Source organism: Streptomyces sp. NBC_01335 (assembly GCF_035953295.1).
GTDB lineage: Bacteria > Actinomycetota > Actinomycetes > Streptomycetales > Streptomycetaceae > Streptomyces.
Genome location: NZ_CP108370.1, coordinates 5,444,570 through 5,460,920, shown reverse-complemented (window position 1 = coordinate 5,460,920; position 16,351 = coordinate 5,444,570). Strand labels below are relative to the sequence as shown.

Annotated in this window: 14 protein-coding genes; 11 read left to right on the top strand and 3 right to left on the bottom strand. The window is 73.8% G+C overall.

From position 1 onward, the window contains the following. The first annotated feature begins 141 nt into the window (after positions 1–141). Positions 142–2,013: a hypothetical protein gene (locus OG599_RS23630; RefSeq protein WP_327177974.1), complete on the top strand. Its 1,872-nt coding sequence runs from the start codon at positions 142–144 to the stop codon at positions 2,011–2,013. 82 nt (positions 2,014–2,095) lie between these two features. On the opposite strand, the gene ku is transcribed toward OG599_RS23630, so the two are convergent. Then, the gene (gene ku / locus OG599_RS23625) at positions 2,096–3,298 is read right to left on the bottom strand and encodes a non-homologous end joining protein Ku (protein ID WP_327177973.1); all 1,203 of its coding nucleotides are present in this window, start codon (positions 3,296–3,298) and stop codon (positions 2,096–2,098) included. Between the two features lie 154 nt (positions 3,299–3,452). On the opposite strand from ku, the gene ligD reads away from it, so the two are divergent. From ligD to OG599_RS23585, 8 genes are all read left to right on the top strand, one after another. Then, positions 3,453–4,370 (top strand): non-homologous end-joining DNA ligase, encoded by a 918-nt coding sequence (ligD, locus tag OG599_RS23620; RefSeq protein WP_327177972.1) that lies wholly within the window; start codon positions 3,453–3,455, stop codon positions 4,368–4,370. Positions 4,371–4,613: 243 nt separating this feature from the next. Next, a complete protein-coding gene (locus OG599_RS23615; RefSeq protein ID WP_327180164.1) occupies positions 4,614–6,719 on the top strand; it encodes a PBS lyase in 2,106 nt (701 codons plus the stop codon). Between the two features lie 127 nt (positions 6,720–6,846). After that, complete coding sequence (locus tag OG599_RS23610) at positions 6,847–7,197, top strand: zinc-ribbon domain-containing protein (RefSeq protein WP_327177971.1); 351 nt, start codon at positions 6,847–6,849, stop codon at positions 7,195–7,197. 279 nt (positions 7,198–7,476) lie between these two features. Continuing rightward, positions 7,477–8,022 carry an SH3 domain-containing protein gene (locus OG599_RS23605; RefSeq protein WP_327177970.1) on the top strand — a complete coding sequence of 182 codons (546 nt, stop codon included), beginning with the start codon at positions 7,477–7,479 and terminating at the stop codon, positions 8,020–8,022. A 174-nt stretch (positions 8,023–8,196) separates the two neighbouring features. Continuing rightward, a complete protein-coding gene (locus OG599_RS23600; RefSeq protein ID WP_327177969.1) occupies positions 8,197–9,576 on the top strand; it encodes an FtsW/RodA/SpoVE family cell cycle protein in 1,380 nt (459 codons plus the stop codon). After that, positions 9,573–11,051 carry a penicillin-binding transpeptidase domain-containing protein gene (locus OG599_RS23595; RefSeq protein WP_327177968.1) on the top strand — a complete coding sequence of 493 codons (1,479 nt, stop codon included), beginning with the start codon at positions 9,573–9,575 and terminating at the stop codon, positions 11,049–11,051. Before OG599_RS23600 ends, OG599_RS23595 begins: the two co-directional genes overlap by 4 nt. 87 nt (positions 11,052–11,138) lie before the next feature. Then, a complete protein-coding gene (locus OG599_RS23590; RefSeq protein WP_327180163.1) occupies positions 11,139–12,275 on the top strand; it encodes an amidase family protein in 1,137 nt (378 codons plus the stop codon). Then, complete coding sequence (locus OG599_RS23585; protein WP_327177967.1) at positions 12,272–12,673, top strand: hypothetical protein; 402 nt, start codon at positions 12,272–12,274, stop codon at positions 12,671–12,673. The genes OG599_RS23590 and OG599_RS23585 overlap by 4 nt, the downstream gene beginning before the upstream one ends. Before the next feature lie 102 nt (positions 12,674–12,775). Here the strand turns inward: OG599_RS23585 and OG599_RS23580 are convergent, their stop codons facing one another. Beyond that, a complete protein-coding gene (locus OG599_RS23580; protein WP_327177966.1) occupies positions 12,776–13,732 on the bottom strand; it encodes a hypothetical protein in 957 nt (318 codons plus the stop codon). A gap of 151 nt (positions 13,733–13,883) precedes the next feature. After that, positions 13,884–14,813: an ADP-ribosylglycohydrolase family protein gene (locus tag OG599_RS23575; RefSeq protein ID WP_327177965.1), complete on the bottom strand. Its 930-nt coding sequence runs from the start codon at positions 14,811–14,813 to the stop codon at positions 13,884–13,886. A 212-nt stretch (positions 14,814–15,025) separates the two neighbouring features. On the opposite strand from OG599_RS23575, the gene OG599_RS23570 reads away from it, so the two are divergent. Next, a complete protein-coding gene (locus tag OG599_RS23570; RefSeq protein WP_327177964.1) occupies positions 15,026–15,961 on the top strand; it encodes an AurF N-oxygenase family protein in 936 nt (311 codons plus the stop codon). 88 nt (positions 15,962–16,049) lie between these two features. After that, complete coding sequence (locus OG599_RS23565; protein WP_327177963.1) at positions 16,050–16,325, top strand: hypothetical protein; 276 nt, start codon at positions 16,050–16,052, stop codon at positions 16,323–16,325. The last annotated feature ends 26 nt before the right edge of the window (positions 16,326–16,351 follow it).

The window sequence follows — 16,351 nt, the reverse complement described above, 5'->3', positions numbered from 1 at the left end:
GTTGCATCGGCACCGAATCAGTTCTGACGCACGGCAGTTGACGCGTTCGTCGTGGTCCGGGCAGCGCCGCCCGGACCACGCACGAACCGTCCGGTTCGTGCGTGGATGAGGGCGAAAAGGGAAAGAGAGAAGGTGACCGCAATGGCTCGACGGTGGGGGGACCGTATGGAGTCGGACGAGGGACGCGCGCACCCGTACGAAGGCGCTCCGGGGCCGGATCCGAGCCCGGGGTCCGGGCCGGGATCGGGGCCGGGGCCGACGCCCTGGGCCTCCGGAACGGACAGACCGGGCGGTCCGGACAGACCGGGCGGACAGGGCGCGCCGGCGGACGTACCGCCGCCTCCGCCGGGGCCGCCGCACGTACCGCCACCCCCACCGCTGCCTCCCTCGTCCCCGCCGCCTCCCCCGCCACTGCCGCCGTTCGCCGGGCAGCCGTCGCCGACCGGGCCCGTCGGGCCTCCCCCGCCGGGTGCCGGGCTGCGCGCCGCCGCGGCCGGGCTGCTCAATCTCAGCGGCCTCGGGCTCGGCCATCTCCTCACCCGCCGCTGGATCCGCGCCGCCCTCTGCCTCGCCGCGACGGGGCTGCTGCTGCTCGCGGTCCTGCCCGCCGAGCCCGAGGGGGTGTCGGGCGGCGTGCTCGTCGCCTACCTCGTGGTGCTCGTCGTGGCCGCCGCCGACGCGGCGAGGATCGCGCGGCGCACGGCGGTCGCCGGCTCGTGGCGGCCGGTGGTGGCCGCCGCGCTCGGCCTGGTGCTGCTGGCCGTCCCGGTGGGCGGGGTGGCGCTCTACGGCTCCGCGCGCGACGAGGCCGTACAGGAGATGCTGCTCGACCGACTGGAGACCGCCGACCGGGCGGTCGCCGCGGCGGACGGCCAGTCCTTCACCACGGCGAAGGCGAAGTACACCTCGGCGTTCGCCGTCTACCGCGACCTCGGCCGGGAGCACCCGGACTCGCGGGCCGGAAAGCTGGTGCCGGACCGGCTGAAGTCCTACTACGCGGCGGTCTCGGCCCCGTACACCGAGAAGGACTACTGCGGGGCGCTGGAGCCGCTGCGCTATCTGCGCACCCTGCCGAAGGGCAAGGACACCGGACTGCTGGGCAGCCTCGCGCAGTGGCCCGACGAGCCGCTGTCCGAGTCCCTCTACGCGTGCGGGATGTCGGAGCTCGGCTCGTACGGCGTGGAAGCCGCTTCCGTCGCCAAGGGGGCGGAACTCGCCGAGCTTCAGCGGACGTTCCCGGATTCGGCCGCCGCCGCGAAGGTGGCTCCGGCCGTCGACGCGCGGATCACCGAGGAGGCCGGGAAGCTGGGCGGCGCCGAGCCGTGCACGGTGACGGAGACGCTGCGCAGCATCGGCGCGACCGTCGGCGCCCTGACCGGGGACGACCTCAAGGCCTCGGCCGCCCGCGCGGACCGGGGCGTCCGGGACGGGGTGTACGCCTGTGGGGTGGACCAGTTCAGGGAGAAGAAGTTCAGCGAGGCGCGCTCCACACTGACCGGGTTCGCCGACACGTACCGGGACGACGGGCGGCGCGGGCAGGCGCGGAACATCTCGATAGCCGCCGAGATCGCCGAGGACCGCCCCGCCGCCGGGGAGAAGCTGCCACCGGCGAAACGCCCTGGCGGCCCGACGATGGAGCTCGTCATCAGCAACGACGCGCCCAACGAGGTGGAGGTCCTCTACACCGGACCGGTCACCGGCACCGTCACCCTGAAGGCGTGCGGGAGTTGCGGGCGGTACGACAGCACGGCGGACGGGAACCAACAGGCCTGCAAGGCGAGCGGGAAGAGCTACCCGAAGGCGCGGCTGCGGCTGCCCGCCGGCGACTACCACTTCCTGTACAAGCACGGGACCGGGGCGAGCGCGGCCGTGGACAGCTACGCGGACGGTTCGAAGATCGAGCCCGGGTACACCTACACCTCGTGCACGTACGTCGTCGAGCAGGACGACCCCTTCGGGCTGGACCCGCCCTCGCTGGACCTGCCGTCGATCGACCCGTCGGACATCGCCTGAGGGGCCGGGGCGCAGTACTGCCGAGAGGAGTACGGCCGGGGGAGCACGGCCGAGGGAGCACGGCCGAGGGCGCTCCGGGCGCTCAGGCGGAGGAACGCGAGGTCCGCCCGCCCGAAGCGCTCTTGCCCGCCGCCGTCTTCTTCGTCGCCGACGTCGCCGACTTCGCGGAAGAGGTCTTCTTCGCGGGGGCCTTCTTGGCGGTCGTCTTCTTCGCGGTCGTCTTCGTCGCGGTCGCCTTCGTCCCCGCCTTCCCTCCGGCGGTCTTCTTCGCGGCCGTCTTCTTCGCGGGGGCCTGCTTCGCCGCCGGCTTCCGTGCCGTCCCCTTGGCGGTGGACTTCTTCGCCCCGGTCTCCTTGGGCCGCGACTTCCCGGAGTCCGAGCCGGCCGAGCGGGAGACGTTCTTGCCGGTCGGTGTGCGGTGCGTGGTCCGCCCGATGTGGTGGACGTCGGCCACCTTGCCGTCACCGCCGTCCCCTCCGTCCTCCCCGCCGGCCTCGCCTTCCCCGTCCGCCCGCGACTCCTTCGCGGCGCGGACGCTCTTCTCCAGGGCGGCGACCAGGTCGATGACCTTGCCACCGTTGTCCTCCTCGCGGACGGGTTCCAGCGGCTCGCCCGCGGCCTTGGCGGCGACCAGCTCCTCCACCGCCTCGCGGTAGTCGTCGTGGAGCGTGTCCAGGTCCACCCCGCCGAGGGTGTCCATCAGGGCGTCGGCCAGGTCGAGTTCGGCGTCGCGCACCTTGGTCGCGGCGTCCGGTACGACGTCCTCCGGCGACCGCAGCTCGTCCGGCCACAGGAGTCCGTGCATCACGATCACGTCCTCGGCCACCCGCAGCATCCCGAGCCGTTCCCGCCCCCGCAGGGCGAACTTGGCGACGGCCACCTTCTCGCTGCGCTTGAGCGCCTCGCGCAGCAGGGTGTACGGCTTCGCCGCCGGGACCCCGTTGGCCGAGAGGTAGTAGGCGGTGTCCATCTGGAGCGGGTCGATCCGGGTGGCCGGGACGAAGCCGAGGATCTCGATCGTCTTGTTCGTGGGGAGCGGGAGCGAGGCGAGGTCCTCGTCGGTGATCGGGATGAGCGTGCCGTCCGCGTCCTCGTACGCCTTGCCGGTCTCGGCGGAGGTCACCTCCTCCTCGTCGACCTCGCAGACCTTGCGGTAGCGGATGCGGCCGCCGTCGGTGAGGTGGACCTGGCGGAAGGAGACGGAGTGGTTCTCGGTGGCGTTCATCAGTTTGACCGGGATGCTGACCAGCCCGAACGAGATCGCGCCGTTCCAGATGGACCTCATGGAGCTCACTCTCGACCCCTTCCGACGACCATGCCCCGACGATTCCGGCGGCCCCGCCCGGCGGTCTCGGCCGCTCCGGCGCACGCGTACACATCGCACTGCGCACACTTCTCGCATGGCGCACATGTCGGGCGATTCGTGTGATTCTTATCGTATGACGCCGATCACGCAGGTGGAGGGGCGGCGCCTGGCGCTCAGCAACCTGGACAAGGTGGTGTACCCGGCCACCGGCACGACCAAGGGCGAGGTGCTGCACTACTACGCCGCCACGGTCGCGGGGGCGCTGCTCGCCCATCTGTACAACCGGCCGGTCTCCTTCCTGCGGTATCCCGACGGTGCGGAGGGCCAGCACTTCTTCTCCAAGAACCCGCCGCCCGGTACGCCCGCCTGGGTGCGTACGGCGCGCGTCCCGCACCGGGGGGAGCGGGAAGCGGCCCAGGTCATGGTCCAGGACCTGGCCTCGCTGATGTGGGCGGCCAATCTCATGGTCGAGTTCCACACCCCGCAGTGGCAGGCGGACGCACCGGGCGTCGCCGACCGGATGGTCTTCGACCTGGACCCGGGCGCCCCGGCGAGCGTGGTCGAGTGCTGCGCGGTTGCCGGGTGGCTGCGCGAGCGGCTGGCGGCCGACGGGCTGCTCGCCCACGGGAAGACCTCCGGCTCCAAGGGCCTGCATCTGCTCGTCCCGCTGGAGCCCGCCCCGTCCGACAAGGTGACGGCGTACGCGAAGAAGCTCGCGGTCGAGGCGGAGGCGGCGCTGCCGGATCTGGTCGTCCACCGGATGAAGCGGGATCTGCGGCCGGGGAAGGTGTTCGTCGATTTCAGCCAGAACGCGGCGGCGAAGACCACCGCCACCCCGTACACCCTCCGCGCCCGCCCCGAACCGGCCGTCTCCGCGCCCGTCACCTGGGAGGAGATCGAGGCGTGCGGCGCCCCGGAGGAGCTGGTGTTCCTCGCGGGCGACATGGCCGCACGCCTGGAGACGTACGGGGACCTGCTCGGGCCGCTCATCAACCCGAACCGGGCCCGTCCGCTGCCCACCGGCCGCCGGGGGCGCCGCCCCGGCGCGTGACGGCGCCCGCCGGAGCGTGCGGGGACCGCCCGGCCGCCCCCACGGGCCGCCTCCGGGACCTCCCGCACCACAGGTCTCCCACAGCCTCGCTCCGCGGCGGCGGGAAAGGCCCGTCCGCCGGGCGGACCACCGCGGACCTGGGGCAGACTCGGTGCGAGGCGGGCGTGGGCCGTTCCGGGAACCAACTCCGGTCAGGTGCCGTCGCAGCGGTTGAGCGTCGTGATCGGGGAGGGGATGGCCGGAGTGTTCTCGGGGATCGACGAGGTGGACTGGGCCTCGATGCAGCATGCCTACGGACCGGCCGACGATGTTCCGGCGCTGCTGGCCGGGCTGGCCTCGGCGGACCCGGGGCAACGCGAACGCGCGCTGGACGGGATGTACGGCGCCGTCCACCACCAGGGCGACGTCTACGCCTGCACGCTCGCGTGCATCCCGTTCCTCTTCGAGCTGGTCGCCGATCCCTCGGTGGCCGAGCGCGGCAGCATCGTGGAGCTGCTGACCAGCATCGGCGGCATCGAACTGGACGAGGACGACGAGGACGAACTCGACGAGGACGAGATCGAGGGCGCCGCCAACTACGCCATGGCCGCGGCGGCCGTCTGCGCCGGGGCGGAGGTCTTCGTCCAGCTGCTGGACGACCACGATCGCGGCGTGCGGCTCGCGGCTCCCCTGGCGCTCGCCACGCTCCACACCGAACCGGAGCGATGTCTCGCGCTGCTGCGGAAGCGGCTGCCGGTGGAGCAGGACGAGGAGGTGCGGCTCGCCCTCGTCGAGGCGGCCGGCCGGCTCGCCCTGCGCCACGACACGGTGGCCGACGCGGCGGCGCACTGGCTGAGCCGGCTCGCGATGCAGGAGTACGCGCCGGGCCTCCGGCTGGCGGCCCTCGCGCAGTTGGCGCGGTGCGCGCCCGGCGCGCTCCCCGTCGACATCGTGCCCAGGGTCTCGGCTCTGCTGCGGGACCTGCGCGCGGTGCACCCTCCGTCCGGCCCGGCCGCCCGGGCCGCCGCCGAGGCCGCGGCCCGGGAGGGCGCCCAGTCGCCGACGCTGATCGGTCAGTTGCGCGCCCTGCACGCGGCGGAGACGGCCGGGCGGGGCGCCCCCTGGGCCGCCGATCTGCTGCGCACCCTGCACGGGGCGCTCGGCGACCGGGTGGAGGACCGGGTGGCGCTCCTGGCCGACCAGCTGTGCAGCCCGGACGAGGGGCAGCGGCTGGACGCGGTCCGGATGAGCGACGGGCTGATCCGGGCGTGGCGGGGTTCGTACGACGAGGTGGTGCGGCTGGTCGGGGAACAGCTCGCCGAGCCCGAGCCCCGGCTCCGCGACGCCGCCGCGTATCTGCTGGCCGACGTCCACACGCTCGCCGCACCGGCCGCCGACGCGCTGGCGGCGCAGGTGGCGGTCACTCCCGAGAGCTGGGTCAGGCTGTGGGACCACGGGCAGCCGAGCCTCGACCCGGCGGTGCGGGCGCTGGCCAACATCGGCGACCCCCGGGCGCTGCCGGTGCTGGCCGCCGTGCTGGAGGGGCCGGTCGTGCCGCACAACCTCGGGCACGCCGTCGCGGGTCTCGGGCCGGTCGCGTCCCCGCTGGCCGGGGCGCTGCGCCGGAGACTGGCGGCGGTCCCGCCGGCCCCGTCCGGGCAGGACGGGGCCGTTCCGCTGATGGACGCCCTCGCCTCGCTGCGGGCGGACGAGGCGACGCCCGAGGTGCTCCGCGTCCTGCGGGCGGCCCGGGAGCCCTCGGCCTGGCACGTGCGGCTCTCGGCGCTGCGGACGCTCGGCGCGTTCGGGCCGGGGGCGCGGGGCGCGGTCGGGGAGCTGGAGGCGCTGCTGCGCCGGTCGGACCCGCGCGGGGCGGTCGACGTGGCGGACGCGCTCTACTCGGTCTCCGGCGACGTCGACGCGGTGCTGCCGGTGCTGCTGGACGGTCTGGCGGCGGCGGACGGCCTCGACCTGCGGGCGGCGGCCAAGGCGCTGGGCCGGCTCGGCGACAGGGCCGCGGTGGCCGGACCCCGGCTGCGCGCACTGCTGGCACACGACGATCTCTGGGTACGGGTGGACGCCGCGCTCGCACTGTGCGAGGTTTCGGGGCGGTCCGCCGAAACGTGGCCGGTGCTGCTGGCCGCGTGGACGCAGAACGCGTACGTCCGCGTCCGGGTGGCGGACACGCTGGCGCGGACGGGGACGGCTGCGGCAGGGTCCGGGGCGGCGCGCACCCTGCGCGCCGAGCTGTCCTCCGTACGCCGTCACAACGCCCGGGACGGCGGGTACGCCGGCTTGGACATCCAGGAGGACGAACGCCTGCTGACGCTGTGCCGGCAGGCGCTGCGCCACGGGGACGGCCGGGGCTGAGCCGGGCGCGCGTCCGGGGAGGCCGGACCACCGGAGTGCCGGATCGACCGGTACGCCGTATCGCGGGGAGGCGGGGCCCTCGGGCCCGCGGCACAACCGTACCGAAGGCAACAAGGAGAGACACGACATGATCATTTTCGGCACTCGGGGCTACCTGTACCAGCTGGCCGTCCTGACGATGGTGTGCGGCTGGTGCGGCAACCCGGCCGCGCACACCCTCCGCAAGCGGGTCACCAAGTTCACGCTGTTCTTCGTCCCGCTCTTCCCGATCTCGGTCAGGTACGCGACGCAGTGCACCTTCTGCGGCGGGGAGCAGAAGATAGCCAAGGAGCAGGCGGACGCCCTGCTGGCCCAGTACGCTGCGGGCCCTGACGGCGCCAACCCCTTCGGCCAGGCGGGCCAGGCCGGCCACCCCGCCCAGCCGGGCCAGGCCCCGCAGCAGGGGCACGCCCCGGGCCAGAACCCGTACAACAGCTGAGACGCGCACGCCACCGGGGCGCCGCGCTTCCGGCGCGGCACTCCGGCAGGGGCTTCCCCCGGCGGCCTTGCGGCGCACCGGCGCACGGGCCGTCGGCCGGGGCGCACGGGCGGGAGCGGGCGGGCGGCGGATACACCCGGACGGCCCATCGGCCGTCCCCCGTCCGCGTACATCACCCAGAGCGACTCTATGCGTGCGCGACGTGGCGAACCTAGCGTGCGGGGAGCGGCCCCCGGGCCGCGGCCCCGCACCTCGCCCCCCACGTTCTCTGGAGGCAGCATGTCCTCTCCGTCCCTCCGCCGCATCGGTCTCGGTGTCGCCGCCGGCGTGCTCGCCGCGCTGACGGCCGCCGCCCCCACGTTCGCCGCCGGCCCCCTCCCGCAGCCGGTGGACCACCCGCACCACCACGTCATCGCCGCCGCCGACCCGGCACCCGGGCACGAGCACCACGCCGGCCACGGCAGGCCGGCCGTCGAGCCGCAGGCGAAGCCGGGCGAACACGGGAGGCCGGCCGTCGAGCCCCAGGTCAAGCCGGGCGAACACGGCAGGCCGTCGGCCGAGCCGCAGGTGGAGCCCGCGGCGCCGAAGGTGACGTACCGGGGGCGGGTCATCGCCCGGCCGAGCCTGCTGCTCCGCGACCGTCCGACCCGCAGCAGCCGGGTGGTGGGCGAGGTGCCGTACGGCACGATCGTCGACATCTTCTGCAAGACCCGGGGCGACAGCGTGGACGGCAACGACCGCTGGTACCTGCTGACCAACGGCACCTGGGCGTGGGGGTCCGCGCGCTACATCGAGAACCTCGGCGCGGCCCCCGACTGGTGCTGACACCTCTTCACCGCACGCCTCCGCACCGCACGTCCGCCGCCCGGGTCGCTCGCCTCGCGAGGACCCGGGCGGCGGCGCGTCCACGGTCGGCGGGGTCGCGGGCCGGGGACATCAGCGCGAGCGCCGAACTATGACATAAGGGAAATAACCTCCCGCGCTTGCTACGTTCCTGGCATGACCGCACCGACGGTGGACTCTCCCCCGCCCCCGCTCCGGCTGCCCAGACGGCGCGGCGTGGAGCTCTCCCTCCTCGTCGGGGCGGTCCTCATCTCCGTCTACGGCTACGCGGCGGTCGGCCTCGCCCACGACGACGCCGTACCGCCCGACGTCGCGGGTTACGGCGGCGGGCTCGGGCTGCTGGCGCTCCTCGCGCATCTGGCGGTCCGCTTCCGCGCCCCGTACGCCGATCCGCTGCTGCTGCCGATCGCCGTGCTCCTCAACGGGCTGGGCCTGGTGCTGATCTACCGCCTCGACCTGGAGACGCCCTCGGACACGGCGGCGCCCACCCAGCTGATCTGGTCGACGCTCGGGGTGGCGCTCTTCATCGTGGTGGTGGTGCTGCTCCGCGACCACCGGGTGCTCCAGCGGTACGCCTACCTCTCGGTCGCGACCGCGCTGGTGCTGATGATCGTGCCGATCTTCTTCCCGGCGGTGAACGGCGCCCGCATCTGGATCCGGGTCGGCGGGTTCTCCTTCCAGCCGGGCGAGTTCGCGAAGATCCTGCTGGCGGTGTTCTTCGCCGCGTACCTCGCGGCCAACCGCAACGCCCTGGCGTACTCCGGCCGCACCGTCTGGAAACTCCAGCTGCCCACCGGCCGGGTGCTCGGTCCCATCGTGGCGATCTGGCTGCTGAGCGTCGGGGTCCTCGTCCTCGAACGCGACCTGGGGACCTCGCTGCTCTTCTTCGGACTGTTCGTGATCCTGCTGTACGTGGCGACCGGGCGCATCGGCTGGATCGCGGTCGGACTGCTGCTCGCGGCGGTCGGGGCCTTCGTCGTCGGCTCGTTCGAACCGCATGTGCACAGCCGGGTGCAGGACTGGCTGGACCCCTTCGCCACCATCGACGCGGGACGGGGGCCGAGCCAGCTGGCGCAGTCGCTCTTCGCGTTCGCCGAGGGCGGGATGCTCGGTACGGGTCTCGGGCTCGGGCACTCCATCCTGATCGGCTTCGCCGCGAAGTCCGACTTCATCCTGGCGACGGCGGGCGAGGAGCTGGGCCTGGCCGGGCTGACCGCCGTCTTCCTGCTGTACGCGCTGATGGTGGCGCGCGGTTACCGGGCGGGGCTCGCACTGCGCGACCCGTTCGGACAGCTGCTCGCCGTCGGGCTCGCCTCGATCCTGGCGCTCCAGGTGTTCGTGATCGCGGGCGGGGTGATGGGGCTGATCCCGCTGACGGGCATGGCGATGCCGTTCCTGGCGCAGGGCGGTTCCTCGGTCGTCACCAACTGGATCATCGTGGCGCTGCTGATCAGGGTCAGCGACCAGGCCCGCACCCCGCGCCCGGGTCAGCCCGAGACCGGCGTCATCGCCCCGATCGTGGAGGACGAGCAGTGATCCGGTACATCCGGCGGGCCGCCGCCTTCTGTCTGCTGCTGTTGCTGGCGCTGCTGGCGAACGCGGCCCGCGTCCAGGTCTTCGAGGCCGACGAGCTGACCGCCAACCCCGCCAACCGCCGCAACACGATCGCCCGTTACGACCAGCCGCGCGGCAACATCCTGGTGCACACGGGCAGCGGCGACGCGACGGCCACCGTCACCGGATCGACGGACACCGGCGAGCAGCTCGCCTGGGAACGCACCTACCTCCACGGCCCGCTGTACGCCCCCGTCACGGGCTACGCCTCGCAGACGTACGGCACCACCCTCATCGAGAACGCCGAGGACGACATCCTCTCCGGGACCTCCTCGCTGCTCGCCCCGCTGCCGCTCTGGAACGACCTCACCCGGGGCCGGCAGCCCGGCGGCGACGTGGTCACCACCGTCCGGGACGCGGTGCAGCGGGCCGCGTACGAGGGACTGGCCGGCCGCAAGGGCGCGGTGGCCGCGCTGGAGCCGTCGACCGGGAAGATCCTGGCCCTGGTCTCCTCCCCGTCGTACGACCCCGAGCGGCTCTCCGGCACCGGTGCGGCGGTGACCGACACGTGGACGCGGCTCAACGCCTCGGAGAGCCGGCCGATGCTCGACCGGGCCATCCGGCAGACCTATCCGCCCGGTTCGGCCTTCAAGATCGTGACGGCGGCGGCGGCGCTGGACGCCGGGGTGGTGGACGACCCGGACGAGGAGACCGACACCCCGTCCCCGTACGTGCTGCCGGGCACGTCCACCGTGCTGCCCAACGAGTCGAGCGGCTGCGAGAAGGCGTCGCTGGCGGAGGCGATCCGGGTCTCCTGCAACACCGTGATGGCGCATCTGGGGGTGGAGGTCGGCCTGGACGGGATGGTGGAGGCGGCGGGCGACTTCGGCTTCAACGACGACGGGCTGCGGATTCCGTCGGGGGTGGCGAAGAGCAACTTCGACACGGAGATGAGCGACGACCAGCTGGCGCAGTCCTCGATCGGGCAGTTCGACACGACGGCCACCCCGCTCCAGATGGCGATGGTCGCCGCCGCCGTGGCGAACGACGGCGAGATCGCCCAGCCGCATCTGGTGGACCGCACGACCAAGCACGACGGCGACACGGTGTCGCAGACCTCCACCCGCTCCTACCGGCGCGCGATGAGTCCCTCCACGGCCGTGCAGCTGCGGCGGATGATGGTCGACGTGGTGGAGAACGGCACCGGGACCAACGCGGCGATCGACGGCGTCACGGTCGGCGGCAAGACGGGCACCGCCCAGAACGGGGTCGACAACTCGGGGGCGCCGTACGCCTGGTTCATCTGCTGGGCGCAGTCGGAGGCGGCCGGCCGGCCGGAGGTGGCGGTCGCGGTGGTGGTGGAGGACGCGGCGGCGGACCGCGCGGACATCAGCGGCGGCGGCAGCGCGGCACCGATCGCGCGCGCGGTGATGGAGGCGGCGCTGCCGCGGGACTGAGTGCGCGGGAGCGAGTGCCCGGGAGCGCATTCTCCGGACACCGGCACCGGCGCGGGTGACACTGGTGCGGTGGAGGGGACGGGTGCGGTGGGGCGGGCGCTGGAGCGGATCGACGCACTCGATCCGTCGCTCGGCGCGTTCATCGAGGTGTGGCGCCGGGAGGCTCTCGCCCGGGAGCCCGGGGCGGCCCTGCTGCCGCTGGGCGGAATGCCGTTCGCGGTGAAGGGCCCGGCCGGGCTCCGTTCGTACGCGGCCCGGCGGCTGATCGGGGCGGGCGGGGTGCCGGTGGGCTCGACGGCGGTGCCGGGGCCGGGCACGTACTGGCAGACCTGGGGGCAGGGCGCGTACGGCCGGACCCGCAACCCCTGGCGGGCGGACCGGACTCCGGGCGGTTCCTCGGCCGGGTCGGCGGTCGCGGTCGCGGCGGGGATGGTCCCGCTCGCGACGGGCAGCGACGGCGCCGGGTCGGTGCGCCTGCCGGCCGCGTGGTGCGGGGTGTTCGGGCTGAAGACGACCAACGGGCTGCTGCCCTCGCCGGACCGGACGGGGTTGGCGTCGGCGGGGGTGCTGGCCCCGTCGGCCACGGCTGCCGAACCGTATCTGCGCCATGTGCTGGACGGGTACGAACCGGTGGCGGTGCGCCTCCCCGTGCCCGCCGTGCTGAGCATGGACCTGGGCTTCGCGGACGTCGATCCGGAGGTGGCCGAGGTGGTGCGGGCGGCGGCGAACCGGCTGGTGGCGGCGGGCGTGGTGCGGCTGGTGCCCGGCGGGTGCGCGCTGCTGGACCCCGCGCCGGCCTGGCTGGCCGTACGGGGCGGGGCGCCCGAGGACGCCGTGGCGGTGGCGACCCGGCGCGCGAACGACCTCGTGCTGGACGGCCTGTTCGCGCGTACGCCGCTGCTGCTGACGCCCACCACCCCCAACCGGCCGCACGGGCACGAGGGGCCGGGCGAGGTCTACTCGACCGCCCTGACCTGGGCGTTCAACCTGAGCGGGCATCCGGCGGCGAGCGTTCCCGCCGGGTTCACCGGGGACGGCTGCCCGGTCGGCCTCCAGTGGGTGGCCGACCGGGGCGCCGACGCGTGGCTGCTCGCCGCGGTCCGCGCGGCGGAGGATGCGCTGCCCCGGGTGGGGCCGGCGGTCCCGGGCCCTGCGAACTCCCCGCACACGGACCACCCGTGGTCCGACCGTCACCACCGCACGATACGGAGAGGGACGACATGACCCGGGAGACCGCCGAGGCCGAGCCGAAGTCCCCGTCCGTGGCAGGCCGCCTCGCCTGGGGAGCGCTGGGGCTCTTCCTGCTCGCCTGGACGGTGTTCGAGGCGGTGAAGCACACCGGTCTCACCGTCCCGCTCGCCGTGGCCGGGCTGCTCGTGCCCTTACTGGCCGGACTCGCGCCGGGCACGGCGGCCGCCCAGCAGGTGCTGCTGCGCGTCTGGATCCCGCTCGCCGTCGTGCTGGTCTGCACCGCCGTTCCCGGCCCCGCCGAGGACACCGCCGCCCCCTTCACCTTCGGGACGGCCTGGCTGACGCACCTCGCGCTGAGGCGCGCTCTGGGACACGGACTCCCCTCGTCCGAGCCCGGCACGCACTCCCGCCGCGCCGGCCGAAAGCCCTGATGAGTCCGTTACGAGGACTTCCGCCACAAGGACTTCCGGCCGTCCTGCGATCGCACGCACCGGACGACGCTCCTCAGGGGGCGGACCATGCCGGTAGCGGGACTACCCGACCGGCTTCAGCATCTCCTCGCGGATCTTCGCCGTCTCCGCCGCCGCCTTCTCCAGATCGACGTCCTCGGCGGCCACCAGCGCGTCCTCGACCCTCAGTAGCGCGACCATGGCTCCGGTGTTGTCGTCGCCCCACGCGCACATCGGGATGGCCGAGGTCGCGTCGCCGGTCCCCGTCTGCTGCACCTGGCACGCGATCGTGATGTCGTAGCCGTCGGGGGTGAACTCCTTGGCGGGCACCACCACCGTGTTCCCCTCGGCCCCGGCCGCCCCCTTCATGATGGAGTCACGGGTGAACTCGGGGTCGGCGATGCGGCCGTACATCCCGGAGACGATGAGGACTCCGCCGTCCTCGGCACCGTACTGGGCGACGACGGCCTGCGCGTCGCGGATGCTGAGGTCCGGGGTGTCCTCGATGTCCGCACCGTCGGTGTCGGACGTGTCGCTGCCCAGCGTGAACTCCCCGTCCAGCAGAGTCTTCTGGACCTCCAGCTTGTTCACGGCCTTCGGGTAGACGGCGTCGGTTCCCTTGTCGATGAGCTGCGAGACCCCGTAGGCGACGCCACCGGCCACCACCAGCACGCCGACGAGGATGCCGACGATCAGCTTGACCGGCTTCTTGCGCGGGGGCTGGGCCGGCCACCCCGGCGCCGTCGGCTGCCCGGGTGTCCCGGGCCCGCCCCAACCGGGCTGGCCCCATGCGGGCTGCGGCTGCTGCGGCGGGTTCGGGTAGCCGTAACCGGGCTGGGGCTGCGGGGCGTTCGGGTAGCCGTATCCCGGCTGGGGCTGCTGCGGGGCGTTCGGGTACCCGGGCCCCGGCTGCTGCGGGAACGCGCCCGGCTGTTGCGGGGCGCCGGGGTACGGCGGGTACTGCGGCGCGGGCTGGGACGGCTGGGACGGCGGCGTCGGAGGGCCGTAGGGGCCCGGCGGCGGGGGCGGCGGCGTGGTCATGCGCCCACGCTACGGCACCGGCCTGACAGGTCCCTGCCCAGTGAGCGGATCGGCGGGCGGATCGAGGACCGGACCGAGGACCGGACCGAGGGGCGACCGGCGGGCGGCCCGGCGAGCGGACCACCGCGCAGCCCACCGACCGGACCCGGCGTCAGGCCGACGCCGGGAAGCCCGTCAACGGCTCCCGCTTCCGCAGCCATGCGGCGGGCACCCGGCCGGTCCCGGTGGCGGCGCCGACCACCCCGCCGGCGATGGCGCAGGTGGTGTCCACGTCGCCGAAGCCCTCGGCGGTCGACCAGAGCGCCGCCTCCAGGTCGTCCGGGTGGCGGGCTGCGGTCCACAGCGCGAAGGGCACGGTGTCGTCCGCCCGGATGCGCTGCCCGTTGCCCAGGACGTCGGCGGCCCGCCAGGGTTCGGTGGTGAACGGCAGCTCGGCGGCCCGGCGCAGCCCGTCCCGTACGAGTCCCTCGGGGGTCCGCTCGGCGACGGCGGGGAGGGCGAGTTCGCCCCGGACCGAGAGGGCCGCCGCGACCGCCACGGCGACCGCGCCCGCGATCCCCTCCGGGTGGGCGTGCGTGACCTCGGCCTGGAGGCGCGCCTGCCGGGAGACGTGGTCCAGGTCCTCGTGGAAGCGGGCGCCGAGCGGGGCGACCCGCATGGCCGCACCGTTGCCGAGGCTGCCGCCGTCGAAGAGGCCGGGGGCCAGCGTGCGCCAGTCGGCGGGTTCGGCGAGCAGTTGGGGCAGCAGCATGTGCATGCCGTGGCCGTATCCGCGCCCCTGGTCCGCGTCGAAGGTGAGGGCGAAGACGAGGGCCAGCCGGTCCTGGACGACTTCGCCGTATCCGGCGAGGACCTGGTCGAGCGCGAGGGCCAGCGCGGTGTCGTCGGTCCAGTGCCAGCGGGGCTCGGCGGGGGTCAGGCGTTCGGTGATCTCGCGGAGTGCCTGGCGGCGTTCGCGGAAGAGGGGGAACCACCGCTCGCCGAACGCGTCCCCGAGACTGAGCCCTTCGAGGCTGCGGCGGGCCGCTTCGGCGCCGGCCCGGGAGACGTCCGCCGGGGTGTGGGGCGAGGAGTTCGTCATGCGGTCATCCTCCCGAACCGCACCGCCCCTGCCCACCGTTTTCCCGTGCGCGTGGACCGTTCGGTCAAACCGCGCGCACCGTACGGAAGTTGACGTGACGTACGCCATGGGACATCCGGCCGGCAAGTGGGACGCGGGGGATTGACGGCCTTGCTGACAAGCAGTCCAATAAGAGGTGACCCCAGGTAACCCACGTGCGAGGTACCCCAGTCATGACGACAGTGAGCGAACACGACGTCCAGGTCCTCCGCGATGCGCTCGGCCCGCTCCGGGACCGCGAGCAGATCGCCGAGCGCCTGCTCGAATCCTCGGCCAAGCACTCCTTCGACCCCGAGACCGAGATCGACTGGAGCTCGGCGATCGAGGACGGCAAGTGGTTCTGGCCGCCCGAGCTGGTCTCCCTCTACGACACCCCGCTCTGGCGGAAGATGTCCGAGGAGCAGCGGATGGACCTCGCCCGGCACGAGGCGGCCTCGCTCGCCTCGCTGGGCATCTGGTTCGAGATCATCCTGATGCAGCTGCTGGTCCGGCACATCTACGACAAGCCCGTGACCAGCCACCACGTGCGGTACGCGCTCACCGAGATAGCCGACGAGTGCCGGCACTCGATGATGTTCGGCAAGATGATCCAGTGGGGCCAGGCCCCCACCTACCCGGTTCCACGCGGCTACCACAACGTGGCCCGGGTCCTGAAGACTGTGTCCACCACCCCGGGTTCGTTCGCCGCGACCCTGCTCGGCGAGGAGATCCTCGACTGGATGCAGCGGCTGACCTTCCCGGACGAGCGGGTCCAGACCCTGGTGCGCGGGGTGACCCGCATCCACGTCGTCGAGGAGGCCCGGCACGTCCGGTACGCCCGCGAGGAGCTCCGCCGCCAGATGGTGACCGCCCCGCGCTGGGAGCGGGAGCTGACCCGGCTGACCTCGGGCGAGGCGGCCCGGGTGTTCTCCGTCTGCTTCATCAACCCGCAGGTGTACGAGAACGTGGGCCTGGACCGCCGCGAGGCGGTCGCCCAGGTCAAGGCGAGCGGACACCGCAAGGAGGTCATGCAGTCGGGCGCCAAGCGACTCACCGACTTCTTCGACGACATAGGGGTGATGAACGGGGTGAGCCGCAAGCTCTGGCGGAAGTCGGGGCTGCTGGCCTGAGCCGGAGCCGTGCGGCCGGGTGCGCCCGGCGGCCCGCCGGGTGGCCGCCCCGGCCGGCCGCCGGTGCCCGGTGAGCAAGACTGTCCGGGTGAGAAGCGAGAACACCCCCTTCGAGGGCGGTCCCCTGGACGGCCGGGTCCTGCCCGTCCTCACCGGCCTCACCGGCCACCCGCCCCAGTGGTACGTGGTGCCGGTACCGGCCGAGGACGGCGGTCCGCCGACCGTCCACGCCTACCGCCGCGTCCCCGCCGGGTACACCCCCCGGCTGCACCTCCAGCGCGGCTGGCTGTACGAGTACGCCCCCGGCGGCCGGGAGCGGTTCCGCCCCAAGTGGCCCTGGACGAAGCCGAACAGCGGCGGCTGAGGCCCCGGGGCGGACCGCTCGGTCCC